At 71.2% G+C, this 17,505-nt stretch carries 16 protein-coding genes; 9 read left to right on the top strand and 7 right to left on the bottom strand.

What is annotated here, in order from left to right:
* Positions 1–31: 31 nt before the first annotated feature.
* The 3 genes from ACPXB1_RS00160 to ligD (ACPXB1_RS00150) all read right to left on the bottom strand — a co-directional run bounded on the left by ACPXB1_RS00160 (position 32) and on the right by ligD (ACPXB1_RS00150) (position 3,000).
* Positions 32–775, bottom strand: coding sequence for a TIGR03089 family protein (locus ACPXB1_RS00160; protein WP_355588221.1), 744 nt, complete (start codon positions 773–775; stop codon positions 32–34).
* Positions 776–1,154: 379 nt separating this feature from the next.
* Positions 1,155–2,069: a non-homologous end-joining DNA ligase gene (gene ligD, locus ACPXB1_RS00155; RefSeq protein ID WP_355588219.1), complete on the bottom strand. Its 915-nt coding sequence runs from the start codon at positions 2,067–2,069 to the stop codon at positions 1,155–1,157.
* A complete protein-coding gene (gene ligD / locus ACPXB1_RS00150; protein ID WP_355588217.1) occupies positions 2,059–3,000 on the bottom strand; it encodes a non-homologous end-joining DNA ligase in 942 nt (313 codons plus the stop codon). The genes ligD (ACPXB1_RS00155) and ligD (ACPXB1_RS00150) overlap by 11 nt, the downstream gene beginning before the upstream one ends.
* Before the next feature lie 85 nt (positions 3,001–3,085).
* Here ligD (ACPXB1_RS00150) and ACPXB1_RS00145 point away from each other — a divergent pair, with 85 nt between their 5' ends.
* From ACPXB1_RS00145 to ACPXB1_RS00120, 6 genes are all read left to right on the top strand, one after another.
* A complete protein-coding gene (locus tag ACPXB1_RS00145) occupies positions 3,086–4,114 on the top strand; it encodes a Ku protein (protein ID WP_355588215.1) in 1,029 nt (342 codons plus the stop codon).
* Positions 4,115–4,189: 75 nt separating this feature from the next.
* Complete coding sequence (locus ACPXB1_RS00140) at positions 4,190–4,828, top strand: DUF4241 domain-containing protein (protein WP_355588213.1); 639 nt, start codon at positions 4,190–4,192, stop codon at positions 4,826–4,828.
* 100 nt (positions 4,829–4,928) lie between these two features.
* Positions 4,929–5,645: an FKBP-type peptidyl-prolyl cis-trans isomerase gene (locus ACPXB1_RS00135; RefSeq protein ID WP_355588516.1), complete on the top strand. Its 717-nt coding sequence runs from the start codon at positions 4,929–4,931 to the stop codon at positions 5,643–5,645.
* 191 nt (positions 5,646–5,836) lie between these two features.
* Positions 5,837–6,661 carry an SCO6745 family protein gene (locus ACPXB1_RS00130; protein ID WP_355588514.1) on the top strand — a complete coding sequence of 275 codons (825 nt, stop codon included), beginning with the start codon at positions 5,837–5,839 and terminating at the stop codon, positions 6,659–6,661.
* 32 nt (positions 6,662–6,693) lie between these two features.
* Complete coding sequence (locus ACPXB1_RS00125; RefSeq protein WP_355588211.1) at positions 6,694–7,341, top strand: HAD family hydrolase; 648 nt, start codon at positions 6,694–6,696, stop codon at positions 7,339–7,341.
* Positions 7,342–7,487: 146 nt separating this feature from the next.
* Complete coding sequence (locus tag ACPXB1_RS00120) at positions 7,488–8,498, top strand: NADPH:quinone reductase (RefSeq protein ID WP_355588209.1); 1,011 nt, start codon at positions 7,488–7,490, stop codon at positions 8,496–8,498.
* Between the two features lie 189 nt (positions 8,499–8,687).
* On the opposite strand, the gene ACPXB1_RS00115 is transcribed toward ACPXB1_RS00120, so the two are convergent.
* On the bottom strand, positions 8,688–10,322 hold the full coding sequence (locus ACPXB1_RS00115; protein WP_355588512.1) for a fatty acid--CoA ligase: 1,635 nt from the start codon (positions 10,320–10,322) through the stop codon (positions 8,688–8,690).
* Between the two features lie 71 nt (positions 10,323–10,393).
* Between ACPXB1_RS00115 and ACPXB1_RS00110 the strand changes: the two genes are divergently transcribed.
* Complete coding sequence (locus ACPXB1_RS00110; protein WP_355588207.1) at positions 10,394–10,885, top strand: NUDIX domain-containing protein; 492 nt, start codon at positions 10,394–10,396, stop codon at positions 10,883–10,885.
* A gap of 16 nt (positions 10,886–10,901) precedes the next feature.
* Here the strand turns inward: ACPXB1_RS00110 and ACPXB1_RS00105 are convergent, their stop codons facing one another.
* Both ACPXB1_RS00105 and ACPXB1_RS00100 read right to left on the bottom strand, forming a co-directional pair.
* Positions 10,902–12,575: an MDR family MFS transporter gene (locus ACPXB1_RS00105; RefSeq protein WP_425734650.1), complete on the bottom strand. Its 1,674-nt coding sequence runs from the start codon at positions 12,573–12,575 to the stop codon at positions 10,902–10,904.
* A 200-nt stretch (positions 12,576–12,775) separates the two neighbouring features.
* Positions 12,776–13,315 carry a type 1 glutamine amidotransferase domain-containing protein gene (locus ACPXB1_RS00100; protein WP_425734649.1) on the bottom strand — a complete coding sequence of 180 codons (540 nt, stop codon included), beginning with the start codon at positions 13,313–13,315 and terminating at the stop codon, positions 12,776–12,778.
* Between the two features lie 190 nt (positions 13,316–13,505).
* Between ACPXB1_RS00100 and rfaE2 the strand changes: the two genes are divergently transcribed.
* Both rfaE2 and ACPXB1_RS00090 read left to right on the top strand, forming a co-directional pair.
* On the top strand, positions 13,506–15,521 hold the full coding sequence (rfaE2, locus tag ACPXB1_RS00095) for a D-glycero-beta-D-manno-heptose 1-phosphate adenylyltransferase (protein ID WP_425734648.1): 2,016 nt from the start codon (positions 13,506–13,508) through the stop codon (positions 15,519–15,521).
* Positions 15,518–16,396: a glycosyltransferase family 2 protein gene (locus tag ACPXB1_RS00090; protein WP_355588199.1), complete on the top strand. Its 879-nt coding sequence runs from the start codon at positions 15,518–15,520 to the stop codon at positions 16,394–16,396. The genes rfaE2 and ACPXB1_RS00090 overlap by 4 nt, the downstream gene beginning before the upstream one ends.
* Here ACPXB1_RS00090 and ACPXB1_RS00085 read toward each other — a convergent pair whose 3' ends face one another.
* Positions 16,397–17,497 (bottom strand): glycosyltransferase family 9 protein, encoded by a 1,101-nt coding sequence (locus ACPXB1_RS00085; protein ID WP_425734647.1) that lies wholly within the window; start codon positions 17,495–17,497, stop codon positions 16,397–16,399.
* Positions 17,498–17,505: the final 8 nt, after the last annotated feature.

Below are 17,505 nucleotides of genomic sequence, written 5' to 3'. Positions count from 1 at the left end.
ACGACTCCACCGGAAGCGTGAAAGGAGCGACCTACAGAACCCGGGTGACCCGCTCGGCGGTGATCACCATGTCCCGGTTCGTCGGGTCGAGGTTGGCGCTGATCACCACGGACGCTCCCGCCGACAGCGGTGCCAGCAACCACTTCAGCGGCTGCTCGTGCTCGGCGGCGTCGACAAGCAGCCGGTCGCCGGCCCGCAGGTCCAGCTGCCCGGCGACCTCCAGCGCGAGCGCACCCCACTGCCCGTACGTTGTCCCGTCAGCGCTTGCCGGATCCGACGGGTGGATCGCCGCGTGGTCGGGCGTGGCGTCCGAGTGCCGGAGCACCTCGGCGGACCAGTCCAGCCAACCCAGCGGCACGTCGGCCAGGCGACCCGGGCCGGTGCCGACGAGGTAGCGGTGCGTGGCGTCCGGCACGTCCTCCAGCCAGTCGTCCTGCCGCTGCGGCGTCACGAACACCGCGTCGAACGGCCGGTCCCCGCCCGGTTCGAGCACGGGCAGGCCCGCCGTGGCGCGCGGCCGGAACGACACCGCCAGGCCGCAGGCCCACGCCCCCAACAACACCGCCGCGGTACGCCAGTGCGGCGGCAGCAGGACCGCTACGCGGCTGCCGGGGCCGAGCCCGCAGCCGTCCCGCAGGAGGCTGGCACTGCGCGCCGCCCAGGCACCGACCTGGTGCGCGGTCAGGTCGACGCGCTCACCGGTGGCCTCGTCGCGATAGCTGAGCAGGGGACGTTCGAGGTCGACGGGTAGGTCGACAGTGACGGTTGCCTGCATGTCCGCTCCCCGGTGACGACATCGGATCCACCCTACTCAACGACTTTGGTAGCGACTGTCCTCGGCCGATGGCCAACCTGCCTCAAAGGTGGGCGTCGGGTCGATCGCGCACCGTGACCAGGCGCCAGGTCTACCACCCCACCCCACACATCCTTTGCTCTGCTTCAACAGACGCAACAGTCACGCACCGTGATCACGGTATCGACCGCCCGCCCTCGCATACAAGCAAAAGCAGCAGGTCAATCAAGTGTTGCGTCTATTGAAGCAGAGCAAAGGGGTTGAGCAGTGCGGCCGGTGCCGCCGAAGGGCGTCACGTTGAGTGACAATCTTGCCCCGCCACCCTGACACGAAGCGTCACTACGAACACCAGATGCTGGCGTCAGCGCGCGGGCAACTCCGGGCCGCCGTCGAGCAGTGGGGCGAGCAGGTCGCCGTACTCCTCGACCCGGTCGAGGACCTCGGCGGAGGTGAACTGACGAACGGCCGGTTTCCGGCCGCGGGCGCCGGCCTCGACCTCGTCCCAGGTCAGCGGCGTCGACACCGAGGGTTCCCGCTGGGCGCGCAGCGAGTACGGCGCGACTGTCGTCTTCGCCGCGTTGTTCTGACTCCAGTCGATGAAGACCTTGCCGGGGCGCAGGTTCTTGGCCATCTTCGACACGATGAGCTTCGGGTGCTCCTTCTCCAGCTCCTGCGCGATGCGACGCGCGTAGGCGGAGACGTCGTCGGCGGACTGGTTGCCGGCGATCGGGCAGCAGAGCTGCATGCCCTTCTTGCCTGACGTCTTCGGGTACGAGTCGATGCCGTCGTCGGCGAGCCGGTCGCGCATCAGTACCGCCACCGGGCAGCACTCGGCGAGCCCGGCCGGCGGCCCCGGGTCCAGGTCGACAACCATCATGTCCGGGTGTTCGCCGACCTTCCACTGCGGTGTGTGCAGCTCCAACGCGGCCAGGTTGGCCAGCCAGACCAGGGTGGGCAGGTCGTCGGCGACCACGTAGTCGATGGTCTCCCGGCCCTTCGTCGACCCGGGCGCTGGCAGGTTTTCCACACGCACCCAGTCCGGGGTGGCTGCCGGCTTGTTCTTCTCGAAGAACGACTTGTCGTCCACCCCGTTGGGGAACCGGATCCGGGTCACCGGCCGGTCGGCCAGGTGCGGCAGCAGCACCAGGGAGATCCGGGTGTAGTAGTCGATCACCTCACCCTTCGTGAAGCCGACCGCCGGATAGAGCACCTTGTCCAGGTTGGACAACTCCAGTGGGCGGCCCTCGACGTCCACTCGCAGCCGGTCAGCCGGCATCGTCGACCTCCTCCGGCGGCTTGTCCGGGCGCATCCGCAGCACGCGGGGGAAGCGCAGCCGGCCGTCGGGGGTGCGCTGGCCGTACTTCACCTCCACCACCACCCGGGGTTCTACCCAGATCGCGCCCCGGGCATCCTCGCGCGGCACACCCGCCGCGAACGGTGACACGCCGGAGCGCAGCGGCTCCAGCTCGGCGAGGAGCTGCCGTTCGATGGCTGCGCCGATCCCGCCGCCGACCCGCCCCCGGTAGATCAGCCGGCCGTCCGGGCCAGGTACGCCGACCAGCAGCCCGCCGATCGGACGCGCTCCCGGTCGCCAGCCGCCCACCACGAAGTCGCCGGTCACCTCCAGCTTGACCTTCACCCAGTCCGGCGAGCGCACCCCCGGCCGGTAGACGGCGTCGACCCGCTTGGCCATCACGCCCTCCAGGCCGTGCTCGCCGGCCGCCTCGTAGGTGGCCGGGCCGTCGGAGAAGACCGGCGGCACCGCCCACCGGGCACCGCCGAGCGCGAGCGCGTCCAGGGCCTCCCGGCGGCGCGCGTACGGCCAGCCGGTCAGGTAGTCGCCGTTGATTCGCAGCAGGTCGAAGATCATGTACGTGACCGGCATGACTGCCGCCAACCGGGCCGCCTTGTTCCGGTCCCGGACGTGCATGCGCTCGGCCAACGCGGTGAACGACGGCTGCCCGCCCTCCCCCAACAGCACCACCTCGCCGTCGAGCAGCACGTCGTCGACCTGCTCGGGCAGGGTGGCCAGCTCCGGGTACGCGGCGGTGATCTCCACGCCGGAGCGGGCATACAGATGTTGAGCACGACCGGAGATGTCGGCGAGCGCCCGGATGCCGTCCCATTTGAACTCGTAGGCCCAGCCGTCACCCGCAGGGAGGGGCCCGGTCATCGCGAGCATCGGCTTGAGCGGCGCTCCGGGCACGACCCGACTGTAGTACCAGGCCGAACACCTCGCGTCCGGTTCTTTCGGATGCGAGCATGGTCGATACCGGGGAAGGGAGCGCAGGATGCGTGCCATCTGGAAGGGAGCCGTGTCGTTCGGGCTCGTCTCGATCGGGGTGAAGCTCTACTCCGCGACCGAGGAGAAGGACATCCGGTTCCACCAGGTCCACCGCGAGGACGGCGGTCGGATCCGCTACAAGCGCACCTGCTCGGTCTGCGGCGAGGAGGTCACCTACGACGACATCGCCAAGGGCTACGACATCGGCGGCGGCGAGATGGTGATCCTCACCGACGAGGACTTCGCCGAGCTGCCCCTGACCAGCTCACGCGCCATCGACGTGCTGGAGTTCGTGCCCGCCGAGCAGGTCGACCCGATCCTCTACAACAAGGCGTACTTCCTCGAACCGGAGGGCACGGCCACCAAGCCGTACGTGCTGCTGCGCGACGCGCTCATCGACTCGGAGCGGGTGGCGATCGTCAAGGTGGCGCTGCGCCAGCGGGAGCAGCTCGCCACGCTGCGGGTGCGCGAGGGTGTGCTGCTGCTCAACACGATGCTCTGGCCGGACGAGATCCGTACCCCGGACTTCGGTTTCCTCGATGAGGACCTCAAGGTCCGTCCGCCGGAGCTGGCGATGGCCAGTTCACTCATCGACTCGATGGCCGGCGAGTTCGAGCCGGACGTGTTCACCGACGACTACCGGGCGGCGTTGCAGGAGGTCATCGACGCCAAGGTGGAGGGTCGGGAGGTCGTCCAGCCGGAGGAGGCCGAGGAGGCTCCGGCCGCAGCTGTGGATCTGATGGCCGCACTGAAGGCGTCGGTGGACCGGGCTCGCGCGGCGCGCGGCGAGCAACCCGCCCGCGGCGGTGGCGGTGGCGGCGAGCCGACGCCCATCTCGTCGGCCCGCTCGGCGCAGAAGGCGGCAGCCAAGAAGGCCCCCGCGAAGAAGACCGCCACCAAGAAGGCCGCCGAGAAGAAGACGGCAGCCAAGGCGGAGCCGGCGAAGAAGACCGCCGCCAAGAAGACACCGGCGAAGAAGACCGAGCCGGCGAAGAAGACGACAGCCCGCAAGACCGCACCGCGCAAGACCGCCTGACCGGTACGGCAGCTACGAGGGCTGTCGGCCGGACCGGGTACGCTCCGCCGGCCGCTGGCAACCGGAGGAGCCCTCATGCCGTACACCCCTGACCTGGACCGGTTGTTGACGCCCGGGGCGCGCTTCACCGACGCGCACGGCGCGTACCTGATCGAGGTCCACCCGGTGGGCGACATCGTGCTGCCGACCGGCCAGGTGGTCGGGTGTGACCCGCTGGTCTGCCCGGAGGCCGAACCGTTCACTGTCACGGTCCCTCCCGGGCGTCATCCCGCCCGCGCCTGGGTGGCTGCGGTGCTGCGGGAGGACGCCGAGGTCGACCGACGGGTGGCGGCACTGGAGCTGGTGATCTCCGAGGCGCCGACGGTGCGTTGGGAGCCGGCCGTCGCGGGCGACCAGGACATCGCCGCCCTCGGCCCGGACGACTATTTCGGGTACGGGGTGGACGCCGGCGCCGGCACTCTCGCCGACCCGACAGCGCTCGCCGCCCTGGAGGCCTGGGACGAGGACCGTGTCGAGGAGGTCTTCATCCCCGCGGAGCCGCCCGCGTCGCAGGTCCCGGGGCTGATCACGGCCGTGCTGGACGAGACCACCGGCGCGAACGTCGTCACCGTCACCACGGGTTGGGGCGACGGTTGCTACGGAACCTGGATCGGGCGCGCGGCCGACGGTAGCGTCACGTCGTTCGTGACCGACTTCATGGTCGTACCGGAATAACGTCCCGCGACGGCCTCCCTGGGCGATCCGAGACGTCCGGGGCGGGCACAGCGGGCCGCAGGGCGGGTACCGTGTGCGTCGGCTTTCCCCCCGGCACCGGGTGCCGGCCACACCTTCGCAGCAGGGAGTCGACGACGTGAGCGAGCGGACGCAGCAGAACCGGTCGGAGGGCCAGAGCCCGGCGACGAAGGCGGGGCGGCGGCTGGCCGCCCAGCTGGCGGCGCAGAAGGCCGCCGAGGCGAAGCGACGCCGCAACGCGTGGGCGGGTGGCCTCGCCGGTGTCGCCGTGATGGCGCTGCTGATCGGCGGTTTCGTCTGGATCGACAAGAACCGGGGCGACGACACGCCCACCAACCAGGCCGGTTCGACCCCGTCGGCGTCCGCGCCCGCTCCGGACGCGCCCACCGCGCCGCCGGCTCCGCAGATGCCCGAGAACGCCGACCCGGCGCTGAGCAAGAAGCCGACGGTGAAGGCTGGCACCGGCGAGCTGAAGAAGCTCACTGTCACCCCGGTGATCAAGGGCACCGGCCCGGCGGTCAAGCAGGGCCAGACCATCACCACCAACTACGTGGGCGTGTTCTACAAGGACGGCAAGGAGTTCGACTCGTCCTGGAACGCGGGCCAGCCGGCCACCTTCGCCATCGGTGTGGGTCAGGTCATCCCCGGCTGGGACCAGGGCCTCGTGGGCGTCACCGTCGGCAGCCGGGTGCAGCTCGACATCCCGGGCGAGCTGGCGTACGGCAACGACGCGGCAGCCGCTGGCGGTCGTCCCACCGGCCCGCTGCGCTTCGTGGTGGACGTGCTCGCCGCCCAGTGACCCGACCGGTTCGCCCCGGTTGTCGTCCGGGCGCGATGGAGTTGTTCACATGGGGCTTCCGGCCGGTTACCCACCGGCAGTAGGTTCGGCGTCACCCCCTGGGCGGTCCGCCGCCCGGGGTGGGCATCCGGACGGGGACGCGGAGGTGCGGTGTGACGACGCTTGCTGAGCCTGGGCGGACCGCCCGGCTGATGTGGACGCACTTCGAGGCGGTGCACGCGGTCACCTACTTCCACCCCCGGGCCCGTGCCGCGTACGAGGCGGTCGGCCTGCGCGGGTACTGGCGGGGCTACTTCGCGGGCCGGTCCGCGCCGCTGGGCGCCACCGAGGCGGCTCCGGTGATTGCCGCCTTCTTCACCTTCGCGCCGCCGATGGTGAGCCGGGCGCTGCCGTCGGTGTGGCGGTTGGCCACGCCGACGGAGGCGTTGCGGGCCCGGCTGACAGGTGCCGTGCAGGCGCTCGCCGAGCTGACCTACGAGTTGCCCGAGGCGCACCTCATGGAGACCGCCGACCTGCTGGAGGAGGCCGCCACCGCGGCGCAGACGGCGGGCCGGGTGCTCGGCGCTGCCAATGCGGCGCTGCCGATCGGGGAGTACCCCCTGGCCCGGATCTGGCAGGCCGCGACGACGCTGCGCGAGCATCGGGGCGACGGGCACGTGGCGGCGCTGGTAGCCGCTGGCCTGGACCCGGTGGAGACGCTGGCCTGGAAGGTCGCCGTCGGCATGTCACCTGTGAACCTGCTGGGCCGGGGCTGGACCGAAGAGCAGTGGCACGCCGCCTGCGAGCGACTGACACAGCGTGGTTGGTTGACACCGGGCGGCACGGCCACCGAGCAGAGCCGGGCCGACTTCCAGGCCGTCGAGGATGCCACCGACCGGGCCGCCGAACACCCGTGGTCGGCCCTCGGCGTGGATCGCACCGACCGGCTGCGTGAGCTGCTGGAACCGATCGCCCGGTCCTGTCACACGCTGATCCCGTCGGACAGCCCGATCGGGCTGCCCCCGCTGCCCGCCTGACCGGACGCCTCCGGGTCGGGCAGGATGGGCCCGTGGTGGATGCGGTGGTTTTCGACCTGGACGGCGTGATCGTGGATTCCGAGCCGGTGTGGGAGGAGGTCCGGCGGGCGTACGTGGCCGAGCACGGCGGGACGTGGCAGCCGGACACCCAGCGTCGGCTGATGGGTATGAGCACCGGCGAGTGGGCCGCCTATCTCAGTGGCGAGCTGGGCGTGCAGCGCACCGCCGAGCAGGTCGCCGACGAGGTGGTGCGGGAGATGGCCCGGCGCTACCGGGAGCACGTACCCCTCATCGACGGCGCCGACGAGGTGGTGCGCCGGATGGCCGCGCGGTGGCCGCTCGGGTTGGCCAGTTCGTCGCCGACCCGGCTGATCGCTGCGGCGCTGGACGCCACAGATCTGACCGACGCGTTCGTCACCACCCTGTCCACCGAGGAGACCGAGCGGGGCAAGCCGGCTCCGGACGTGTACCTGACCGTCGCGCAGCGCCTCGGCGTCGACGCGACCCGCTGTGCGGCGGTGGAGGACTCGTCGAACGGGGTCCGATCGGCCGCCGCGGCGGGGATGCGGGTGGTGGCGGTGCCACACGGCTCGTACCCCCTGGACCCGGATGCGGCCGCGTTGGCGGCGGTGACGTTGGGTTCGATCGGTGAGCTGACAGCGGAGCTGGTGGGCGGCTGAAGGGCTGACCTGCGCGCCGTCACGGTCGTCCCCGATTGTGCGGTTTCCGGGCCGGTGTCGGTCGGCATGACGGGGGCCGGGCGGGGTACCGCAGGCGACGGTGCTCGACCCGGGTGCCGCGCGCCGGACAGCTGAGGAGTCGACGGATGAAGGCCATCGTGTACGAGCGCACCGGCGATCCTTCGGTGCTGGAGCTGGTCGACAGGCCGGTGCCGGAGCCGGGGGCGGGCGAGGTCCTGGTCCGGATGGCGGTGTCCGGGGTGAACCCCACGGACTGGAAGTCCCGGCGGTCCTCCGCGCCCAAGGGGTGGCAGATCCCCGGGCAGGACGGCGCGGGAGTGATCGAGGCGGTCGGCACGGGGGTCGACGCCGAGCTGATCGGTGAGCGGGTCTGGATCTGGGAGGCGGCCTGGCAGCGGCAGTGGGGCACCGCCGCGGAGTACACGCTGGTGCCGGTGCGGCAGACGGTGCCGCTGGGTGACGCCTCGTTCGAGCTGGGGGCGAGCCTGGGCATCCCGTTCCTGACCGCGCACCGCTGCCTGACGGCCGGCGAGCTCATGCCGGACGCGCTGCGCGCCGGCGCGTTGGCCGACCACACAGTGCTGGTGCAGGGCGGGGCGGGCGCTGTCGGCAACGCGGCGATCCAGTTGGCCCGATGGGCGGACGCCACGGTGATCGCCACGGTGAGCAGCCCGGAGAAGGCTCAGCTCGCTGCGGCCGCCGGCGCCTCCCTGGTGATCAATTACCGGGAGCAGGACGTGGTCGAGGAGGTCCGCAAGATCGCCCCGGACGGGGTCCACACGATCGTCGAGGTCTCCCCCGCCCGCAACGCGTCGACGGACGCGCAGGTCCTCCGGCAGGGCGGGGCTGTCTGCGTGTACGCCGACGACGGTGGCGCCGAGATGACGGTGCCGGTCCGTCCACTGTTCGCGCTCAACAGCAGGTGGCAGTTCGTGCTTGTCTACACCGAGCCGAAGGCGGCAAAGGCACAGGGCGTGATCGACGTGGCGGCGGCTGCGAACCAGGGTGGCATCGGGGTGGGCGCCGACGCCGGCCTGCCGCTGCACACCTACCCGCTGGCGGACGCGGCGGCGGCCCACCAGGCGGTCGAGGACTCGGTGGTGGGCAAGGTCCAGATCACCACCAGCGACGCCTGATCGGGTCTCCGGTTGCCGATTTCCCCGTCATCGGGACAGAGCCGAACAATTTTCGCAACAATGACGGTGCGGGTTACCCGCATGGAAAGGGCGGCCCCGGCGCGGTGCGAACGCCGGGGCCGCCCCCTGGGGAGGAAATGATCAGGAGAATTCCCTCTTCCCCAACAGGCGACAGTGCCCGCCAAAACGTTACGGGGCTGTCAGCTCCCGGACACTCAGCTCGCCACCGGCGTACCGCGAACGGACGACCTTCTTGTCGAACTTCCCGACGCTGGTCTTGGGCACCGCGTCGATGAACGCCCACCGCTCGGGCAACTGCCAGCGGACCACCGTGGCGGCCAGGAACTCGCGCAGCTCCTCGGCGGTCACCGTGCCGCCCTCCCGCACCACGATGGTGGCCAACGGACGCTCACCCCACCGCTCGTCGGGCACCCCCACCACGCAGGCCTCCAGCACCGCCGGGTGGGCCATCAGCGCATTTTCCAGCTCCACCGAAGAGATCCACTCACCACCGGACTTGATCACGTCCTTGGCCCGGTCGGTGAGCGTCAGGTAGCCGTCCGGGGACAGCGTGCCCACATCCCCGGTACGCAGCCAGCCGTCGCGGAACTTCTCCTCGTCGGGGGCGTCGTCACCGACGTACCGTGCGGTCACCCACGGCCCCCGGACCTCCAGCTCGCCCACGGACGTGCCGTCGGCGGGCAGTGGCTCGCCAGCCGGGCCGACGATGCGCGCCTGCACGCCGGCCGGCACCCGGCCCTGCGTGTAGCGGTAGCGCCACGCCTGCTCACCTGTTGCGCCGGCCGGTGGGCGGGAGACCGAACCCAGCGGCGACATCTCCGTCATCCCCCAGGCGTGGATCACGTCGATCCCGTGCCGGTCGTCGAACGCGTGCATCAACGCGGGCGGGCAGGCCGAGCCGCCGACGATCACCTCGGTGAGCGACGAGGTGTCCACGTCGTGGGTGTCCAGGTACGCCAGCAGGTCGGTCCAGATGGTCGGCACCGCGCCGGCCAGGGTCGGCCGCTCGGCGGCGATCATCTCGGCGATCGGCGCCGCCTGGAGGAACCGGTCCGGCATGATCAGCGACGCGCCGGACAGGAACGCCGCGTACGGCAGGCCCCACGACATGGCGTGGAACATCGGCACGATGGCCAGCTCACGGTCGGTCGGCCCGAGACCGAACCCCTCCGGCATGCAGACCTGCAACGAGTGCAGATAGATCGAGCGGTGCGAGTAGGCGACGCCCTTGGGATGTCCGGTGGTGCCCGAGGTGTAGCAGAGCGCCGCCGCGTCCCGCTCGTCCACCTCGGGCCAGTCGAACGTGTCGGGACGGTCGGCAAGCAGCGCGTCCCAGTGGTGCACCGTGATCCGGTCACTGGCGGCAGCCACCAGGGGCGCCGGGTCACCGCCGCCGACCACCACGACGTGCCGCACTGTGGTCAGCTCGCCGATCACCCGGGCCAGTAGCGGGATGAGCGTGCTGTCGACGAGCACCACCCGGTCCTGCGCGTGGTTGGCGATGTAGGCGACCTGGTCGGGAAAGAGGCGGATGTTGAGGGTGTGCAGCACCGCACCCATGCTCGGCACCGCGAAGTAGGCCACCAGGTGCTCGTTGTTGTTCCACATGAACGTGGCGACCCGCTCGTCACCTGTCACCTCGCACTCGTCGCGCAGCGCGTGTGCCAGCCGCGCCGCCGCGCGGCCCACCTCGGCGTACGTCATCCGGCGGGGTTCGCCGCCGGTCCAGGTGACCACCTCCGCCGTGCCGTGCACCCCCGCGCCGTGGTCGAGGATCCGGGAGACCTGCAGAGGGGCGTCCATCATCGTGCTACGCATGGGTAACAAGTTAGTGTCGCCGGTCACACGTTGGGAACCCCCGTAAATTGGCGCAGGTGAGCATCTCCTGGGCCGATTCGTACGTGGGGCAAATACGCGCGCTGGCCGGTGACCGGACGCTGATGTTCGTCGGCGCCCGGGCCGTGGTCAACGACAACGCCGGGCGCATCCTGCTGATCCAACGCTCGGACAACGGCCAGTGGGCAATGCCCGCCGGTGCCATGGAACTGGGTGAGTCGATCGCCGACTGCGCAGTACGCGAGGTCCGCGAGGAGACCGGGCTGCGGGCGCTGCGGGTCTGCGCGTTCGCCCTCTACACCGGCCCGGACCGGACCAGCACCAACATGTACGGGCACACGTACCAGGTCTTCACCACCGCGTTCAAGGTGGAGGAGTGGGACGGGCAGCTGTCCCGGACCACCGACGAGACCACCGACGCGGGTTTCTTTCCCCGCGACCGGTTCCCGGCACCGCTCTCCGCCTCGGTCAACGAGACCCTGGCCGACCTGGACGTCTTCAATCAGACCAACCGGCTCATCCTGAAGTAGGTGAGCCGGCGGTCCGTCAGATCATCGTCTGGGACTTGGCCTCCATGTCGGCGGCGGCCTCGTCCTTCGACTCCTTGGTGAGCGGCTTGCCGCCCGGCGCCGGGGCCTTACCGCCGAGCGGGTCGGCACCACCGGTGGCACCCTCCGGCCCCGCACCTCGCAGCGTGCTGTTGGGCATCGCCACTGTGACCAGCACCGCCACGATGGCGACCAGGCCGGCGGTCAGGAAGACCAGGTGCAGCGAGTCGACGAACGACTCCTGGATGGCGGCCCGCACCGCGCCGGGCAACGCCATGATCGTCGCCGGGTCGTTGATCGAGATGTTCGTTCCGCCGCTCGCCGCGATCGCCGCCTGCTGGTCGGGTGGAAGTTGGGCGATCGCGCCCGGCAGCCGTTCGGCCAACTGCGTGTTGAGCCGCGAGGACAGCAGCGTGCCGAGGATCGCCACGCCGAACGAACCACCAAGCGACCGGAAGAACGTCGCCGAGGACGTACCGGCACCCAGGTCCCGCACGGAGACCGCGTTCTGCACCGCCAGGACCAGCGACTGCATGCACAGACCCAGGCCCACGCCGATGACCACCATGAAGCCGAACGCCACCCACAGCGAGGTGTCCACGTGCAGCCTCGTGAACAGCAGCATGCCCAGCACCAGCGTCACCGCCCCGGCGACCGGGAACCACTTGTACCGCCCGATCCGGCTCATCGCCCGCCCGGTGACGATCGACGTGACGATGATGCCCGCCATCATCGGCAGCATCAGCAGACCGCTGCGGGTCGGCGAGGCGCCCTTGACGATCTGCAGGTACAGCGGAATGAAGATGATCGACCCGAACATCACCAGACCCAGCACGAAGCCCGCCGAGTTGGCGAGCGCGAACGTGGCGCTGCGGAACAGCCGCAGCGGCAGGATCGGCTCGGCGACACGGGCCTCCTGGAGCACGAAGAGCACTGCCAGCACCGCGCCCGCGGCCAGCAGGCCGATGATCACCCCGGAGCCCCACGGGTACTCGTTGCCGCCCCAGCTCAACGCCAACAGCAGACAGCTCACCCCGGCGACAAGCAGACCCGCACCCAGCCAGTCGATCGCGTGCTTACGCCGCTCGAACGGGATCAGCCGCATCACGTGGTAGCAGACCACGATGGCCAGGATCCCCAGCGGCACGTTGATGTAGAAGATCCACCGCCAGTCGGTCTCCGCGAAGTAACCACCGACAAGCGGGCCAGCCACCGAGGAGATACCGAACACCGCGCCGAACAATCCCTGGTAGCGGCCACGATCGCGGGGGGACACCACGTCCGAGATGATCGTGAACGCCAACGTCATCAGGCCACCGGCGCCGAGGCCCTGGATGCCCCGGGTGACGATCAGCTGGGTCATGTTCTGCGACAACCCGGCCAGCAACGACCCGACCAGGAACGTGCCGATCGAGAACAGGAACACCGGCCGGCGGCCGTACAGGTCGGCCATCTTGCCGTACAACGGCGTCGACGCCGTCGAGGCGAGCAGGTACGCCGTGACCACCCACGAGTAGTGGTTGATCCCACCCAGCTCACCGACGATCGTCGGCAGGGCCGTACCGACGATTGTCTGGTCGAGTGCGGCCAGCAGCATGCCGGTCATCAGACCGAGCATGAGCAGCCGGATCTGCCGATGATTCAACACCGGGGCGGCGGAGGCTTGGGTCATCCCGCCTTCTTTCCCGCCCAACCCAAAACATGCCCCCAGCCGCCCGATTTCCCATCCGCCCCGCCCTCCCCGCCCAACCCACCCGAGGGGTTGATCATGAGGTTGGCGGGGCCAGATCGGCGTATCGCCCCCGCTAACCTCATGATCAACGCGGGGTGGGTTGGGCCGGGTGGGTGGGGCGGGTGGGGTGGGGGTGCGGGTTAGGCGGCGAAGGTTTGGGTGATTTTTTGGCAGAAGGCTGGGAGGTCGTCGGGGTTGCGGCTGCTGGTGAGGTTGCCGTCGGTGACGCACTCCTCGTCGACCCAGGTGGCCCCGGCGTTCGTCAGGTCCGTGCGCAGGCTGGGCCAGGACGTGATCCGTCGACCCCGCAGCACGTCTGCCTCGATCAACGTCCACGGGCCGTGGCAGATCACCCCGACCGGCTTGCCAGCGTCGAAGAACGCCTTCACGAACCGCACCGCGTCCGGGTCGGTACGCAGGAAGTCCGGGTTCGCCACCCCGCCAGGAAGCACCAGCGCGTCGTACCCGTCGGCGTCCGCCTTGTCGGCGGTGACGTCCACGTCGTACGTCTTCGACTGGTCCAGGTGGTTGAACGCCTGGATGGAGCCCGGCTTGAGCGAGACCAGCTCGGCGGTCGCGCCGGCCTTCTCGACCGCCTCGCGCGGCTGAACGTACTCGACCTCCTCGACGCCGTCGGTGGCCAGGAACGCGATCCTCTTGCCTTGCAGTGTCGCTGTCATCTCGTACATCTCCTCTCCGGGGTTACCTCAATTCCCTTCCCGCCGCCGAACACCCGAAACGGGCCCGGCAGGCAAGGAAGGGCACTGTGCGGCAGCGCACGACCGCCCGATTGACAAAGGCCACCTGACCAGCGGCCGGACGCCTCGCCGGCCAGGTTTGGCCCGGAGGGCGTTGGGGACCCGGGGAGGCATGGCAGGAGCAGCAGCGGAACAGCGCCGGCTGGCCACCGTCGTGGAGAGCTGGCTCGGGCGCCCGGTCCTGATCGTCGGCGACGCCATGCTTGACGAGTGGCGGTTCGCCGACTCCGATCGCCTCTGCCGGGAGGCGCCCGCACCGGTCCTCACCCTGCGACGGCGGATCTCCGCGGCGGGCGGGGCCGCGAACACCGCGGTGAACGTCGCCACCCTCGGCGGACGGGCGGTGCTTGTGGCCCCCGTCGGCGCCGACGTGGCAGGCGACGAACTGCACGACTGTCTTGACCGCGCCGGCGTCTGGGACCGTACAGTAAGCCAGCCCGGCCGCCCCACACCTGTGAAGCGGCGGATGCTGGCGGGTAACCAGATCCTGCTCCGGGAGGACTCCGGCGACCCGGACGACGCGCTGGACCCGGACGGGGTGTCCCGGCTGCTCACTGCGCTGGACTGTGCCACCGAGGAGCTGCGGGCAGCAGCCGGCGGGGAGGCGCCGACCCTTGTGGTCTGCGACTACGGTCTCGGTGCCCTGCCCGCGCCGGTCCGCGCGTGGCTTGTCGCACAGCGGGAGCGGTACGCCACTGTCGCGCTGGACGCTCACGACCTCGCCGACTGGCGGGGCCTCGCACCGACAGTCGTCACTCCCAGCTTCGCGGAGGCGACGAGGCTGCTGGCCCGTGCCGGCGGCGCGTCCCGTCCGACGGGAGGCACTGACCTGCACCTGGAACACCCCGACAGCGACCCGACCGATGGTCCGTCCGAGCTGACCGTCGGCGCGGCCCCGGGCCGAACCCACACCGACAGCGCAGCCCACACGGACGGAGCCGCCCACACCGAGAGCCCCGCTCACGCGGAAAGCGCCGCCCGCTCCGACGGCACCGCGCCGGGCCTGGTCCGAGGCGCTGCCCCCGGTCGAGCGGCGGGGATCAGCGCCGACCGCCCCGGGCCGGTGGGTGAACCCACAGCGAGCGAGGGCCGGGTGGCGCTCACCGGCGACGGCCTCAGCGTCACCGGCACCGGTGTCACAGTGAACACCGAGGCCGGGGCGGGAGTGGACCGGGCGGTGCTTGCCGAGTCGCGCCTGGCCGAGTTGCACGCGCACACCGGCGCGGACGTGGTCGCGGTGACCCTTGACACCGAGGGCGCCGTGGTCGGCGGCGCCGACGGTGAGCGGCGGCGCAGCCACAGCACCCCGGTCCCGGCGAGCCACGCCGTGGGCGCAGGAGACGCGTACCTGGCGGCGATGACGCTTGCCCTGGCCGCCGACGCGCCGCTGCCCACCGCCGCCCAACTCGCCCAGCTCGCGGCCACCATCACCGTGTCCGACACCGGTACGTGTGTGTGCCTGCGCGACGACCTGCTCGCCGCCCTCGACATGCGGCCGCAGACCAGTGGGCACCCGGCGCTTGTCGGCACCGACGAACTCGACGCGATAGTGGCCGAGCATCGCGAGGCGGGACGGTCGGTGGTGTTCACGAACGGCTGCTTCGACGTGCTGCACCGGGGGCACGTGCGCTACCTGGAGCAGGCCCGCGCCCTCGGCGACCTGCTCATCGTGGCTGTCAACTCCGACGGCAGCGTACGTCGCCTGAAGGGTCCGGACCGGCCGGTCAATTCGGTCGAGGACAGGGGTGCCCTGCTCGCCGCGCTGTCCTGCGTGGATCACGTGGTGGTGTTCGAGGAGGACTCGCCCGCCGCGCTGATCGAGGCCGTCCGGCCGGACGTGTACGTCAAGGGTGGCGACTATCCGCCGGAGCTGGTGCCGGAGGCACCACTGGTACGCCGGCTCGGTGGCCAGGTCCGCACCCTTGGGTACGTGCCGGACCGGTCCACGTCGGCGATCATCGAGCGGATCCGGTCACACAGCCAGGACCTGTCGTCGCAGGCCACTGACCGGGAGCCCGACGCGGCGACCCACGCCCAGGCCAGCATGCCCGACGCGTCGCTGAGCACCGGGACGCAACCGGCGGGCGCTCCGCCGACGGGCAGCAGCACGAGCACCCGACCGTCGTGAACCGGCCCCTCGACCTCGGCGCCGCCGCGTCGTTCCGCACCGACCGGCTTGTCGACGTGCTGATCCCGACGCGTAACCGGCCCGCCGAGCTGGCGGTCACACTGTCCGGGCTCGCCGCCCAGAACGGGGTGCCCGGTTTCGGTGTGGTGGTGAGCGACCAGTCCGACGGGGAGCCGGCGTACGCGCACCCGGCCGCGGCCACAATGGTCCGGGCGCTGCGCAACGGGGGTCACCCGGTGCTGCTGACCCGCCGCCTGCCCCGGCGCGGGTTGGCCGAGCACCGTGCGTACCTGCTCGCCGCGTCGACTGCCAGGTACGTGCTCAGCCTCGACGACGATGTGTGGCTGGAGCCGGGGGCACTGCACCGGCTGGTCACCGCCATCGAGGAGTTGGGCTGCGGTTTCGTCGGAAACGGGGTGCACGGCCTGTCGTACACCGACGACGTACGGCCGGACGCGCACGGGCACTACGAGGAGTGGGCCGGCCCGCCGACGCCGGAGCGGATCCGGCCGGGCACCGCGCAGTGGAACCGGGCGCGAATCCACTCGGCGGCCAACCTGCTGCACATCACCGCCAAGCTGGCGCTGCCGCCTGGCGCGTGGCGGGCGTACAAGGTTTCGTGGATCGGCGGCTGCGTCCTCTACGACCGGGCGAAGCTCGTCGCGTCGGGTGGGTTCGACTTCTGGCGACGGGTACAGGAGAAACACCAGGGCGAGGACGTGGCGGCCCAGCTCGCGGTGCTGGCCCGGTACGGCGGGGCGGGCGTCCTGCCGAGCGGCGCGTACCACCTGGAGTCCCCCACCACTGTCACCGAGCGGGACGTGGAGGCGTGGGAGGTCGTGCTCGCCGACGAGGACGCCCCGCAGCCGGCCTGACTACGGGGTGAGCAGCTCGCGGGCGGCTTCCAGCGCCTCGGCCACCGGCACGTCGGTGACGAACGAGTCCCGGTGCGGGCACTCGCCGTCGCCGGGCCGGTGCGGGTAGATGCCGGGCGTGCAGTCCACGCCGCAGACCGGGCAGTGCACCATCCAGGAACAGATCGGCCGGTGCCGGCCGCGCAGCGGGTTCGCTGTGTTGATCAGATTGCCGACCCAGAAGATGCCCACCGTGGGAGCGCCCACCGCGGCGGCCAGGTGCAGCGGGCCGGTGTCGTTGGAGACGACAAGCGCGCATCCTGCGTAGCAGCCGGCCAGCCCACCGAGGCTGAGCGTGCCGACCTGCGGCCGGACCGGTACGCCCGCCGCTGCGACCACCCGGTCCACCACCTCCCGCTCGGACGGCGTACCGGTGACAAGCACCTCGTAGCCGTCGCCGTGCAGCTCGCGGGCCACCTCGGCGAAGCGTTCGGTGGGCCAGCGGCGGCGGGTGTCGGTGGCGCCCGGGTGCAGCGCCACGCGAGGGCGGTCCGCCGGGCCGAGCACCCGGCCCGCCTCGGCCCGGTCGGCGTCGGTGACGGCGAGCGTCGGCACGACAGTGGTGGCGGGGGCACCGACCAGTGCCACCACCTCCAGGTAGCGGATCACCTCGTGCTGGTAGTAGACGTAGCGGATCCACCGGTCCAGCGGCGGTGCGTCCTCGGCGCGCAGCCCGACGGTGACCCGGGCTCCGAGGCGGCTCAGCAAGGGGTTGGAATTGGCGCCACCCCCGTGGATCTGCACCGCCAGGTCGAAGCCGGTGGCCGCCGCCAGGAAGTCGTCAATCGACGGCTCTGGTTCGTCGGGCTCCGGGGAGCGTATGCCGGGCGCGGGCGGCACCACGAGCACCCGGTCGACAGGGCCGGGCCGGTCACGCCAGAGCTTCGCGTGCCACGGCGCTCCGAGCAGCACGATCTCCGCCGAGGGGTACGCGGCGCGCAGCGCGTCAAGCGCCGGCAGGGCGAAGATGAAGTCGCCGAGCGCGTTGGCCCGCAGCACCGCGATCCGCCGCACGTCGGGGACGAGCCCGGCCGTCGGGCCGAGCAGGGACGGGGTGACCACGCCGGTTG

This window comes from Micromonospora sp. DT68 (assembly GCF_049847245.1).
GTDB classification, from domain to species: domain Bacteria; phylum Actinomycetota; class Actinomycetes; order Mycobacteriales; family Micromonosporaceae; genus Micromonospora; species Micromonospora profundi.
This window is presented reverse-complemented; position numbering and strand designations above follow the sequence as displayed.

Bases quoted from the DNA above. Each gene is read 5' to 3' on its own strand.
- ACPXB1_RS00100 (WP_425734649.1), bottom strand. From the start codon at position 13,315: ATGACAGCGACACTGCAAGGCAAGAGGATCGCGTTCCTGGCCACCGAC.
- ACPXB1_RS00115 (WP_355588512.1), bottom strand. From the start codon at position 10,322: ATGGACGCCCCTCTGCAGGTCTCCCGGATCCTCGACCACGGCGCGGGG.
- ligD (WP_355588219.1), bottom strand. From the start codon at position 2,069: ATGCCGGCTGACCGGCTGCGAGTGGACGTCGAGGGCCGCCCACTGGAG.
- ACPXB1_RS00120 (WP_355588209.1), top strand. From the start codon at position 7,488: ATGAAGGCCATCGTGTACGAGCGCACCGGCGATCCTTCGGTGCTGGAG.
- ACPXB1_RS00105 (WP_425734650.1), bottom strand. From the start codon at position 12,575: ATGACCCAAGCCTCCGCCGCCCCGGTGTTGAATCATCGGCAGATCCGG.
- ACPXB1_RS00160 (WP_355588221.1), bottom strand. From the start codon at position 775: ATGCAGGCAACCGTCACTGTCGACCTACCCGTCGACCTCGAACGTCCC.
- ACPXB1_RS00145 (WP_355588215.1), top strand. From the start codon at position 3,086: ATGCGTGCCATCTGGAAGGGAGCCGTGTCGTTCGGGCTCGTCTCGATC.
- ACPXB1_RS00140 (WP_355588213.1), top strand. From the start codon at position 4,190: ATGCCGTACACCCCTGACCTGGACCGGTTGTTGACGCCCGGGGCGCGC.
- rfaE2 (WP_425734648.1), top strand. From the start codon at position 13,506: ATGGCAGGAGCAGCAGCGGAACAGCGCCGGCTGGCCACCGTCGTGGAG.
- ACPXB1_RS00130 (WP_355588514.1), top strand. From the start codon at position 5,837: ATGTGGACGCACTTCGAGGCGGTGCACGCGGTCACCTACTTCCACCCC.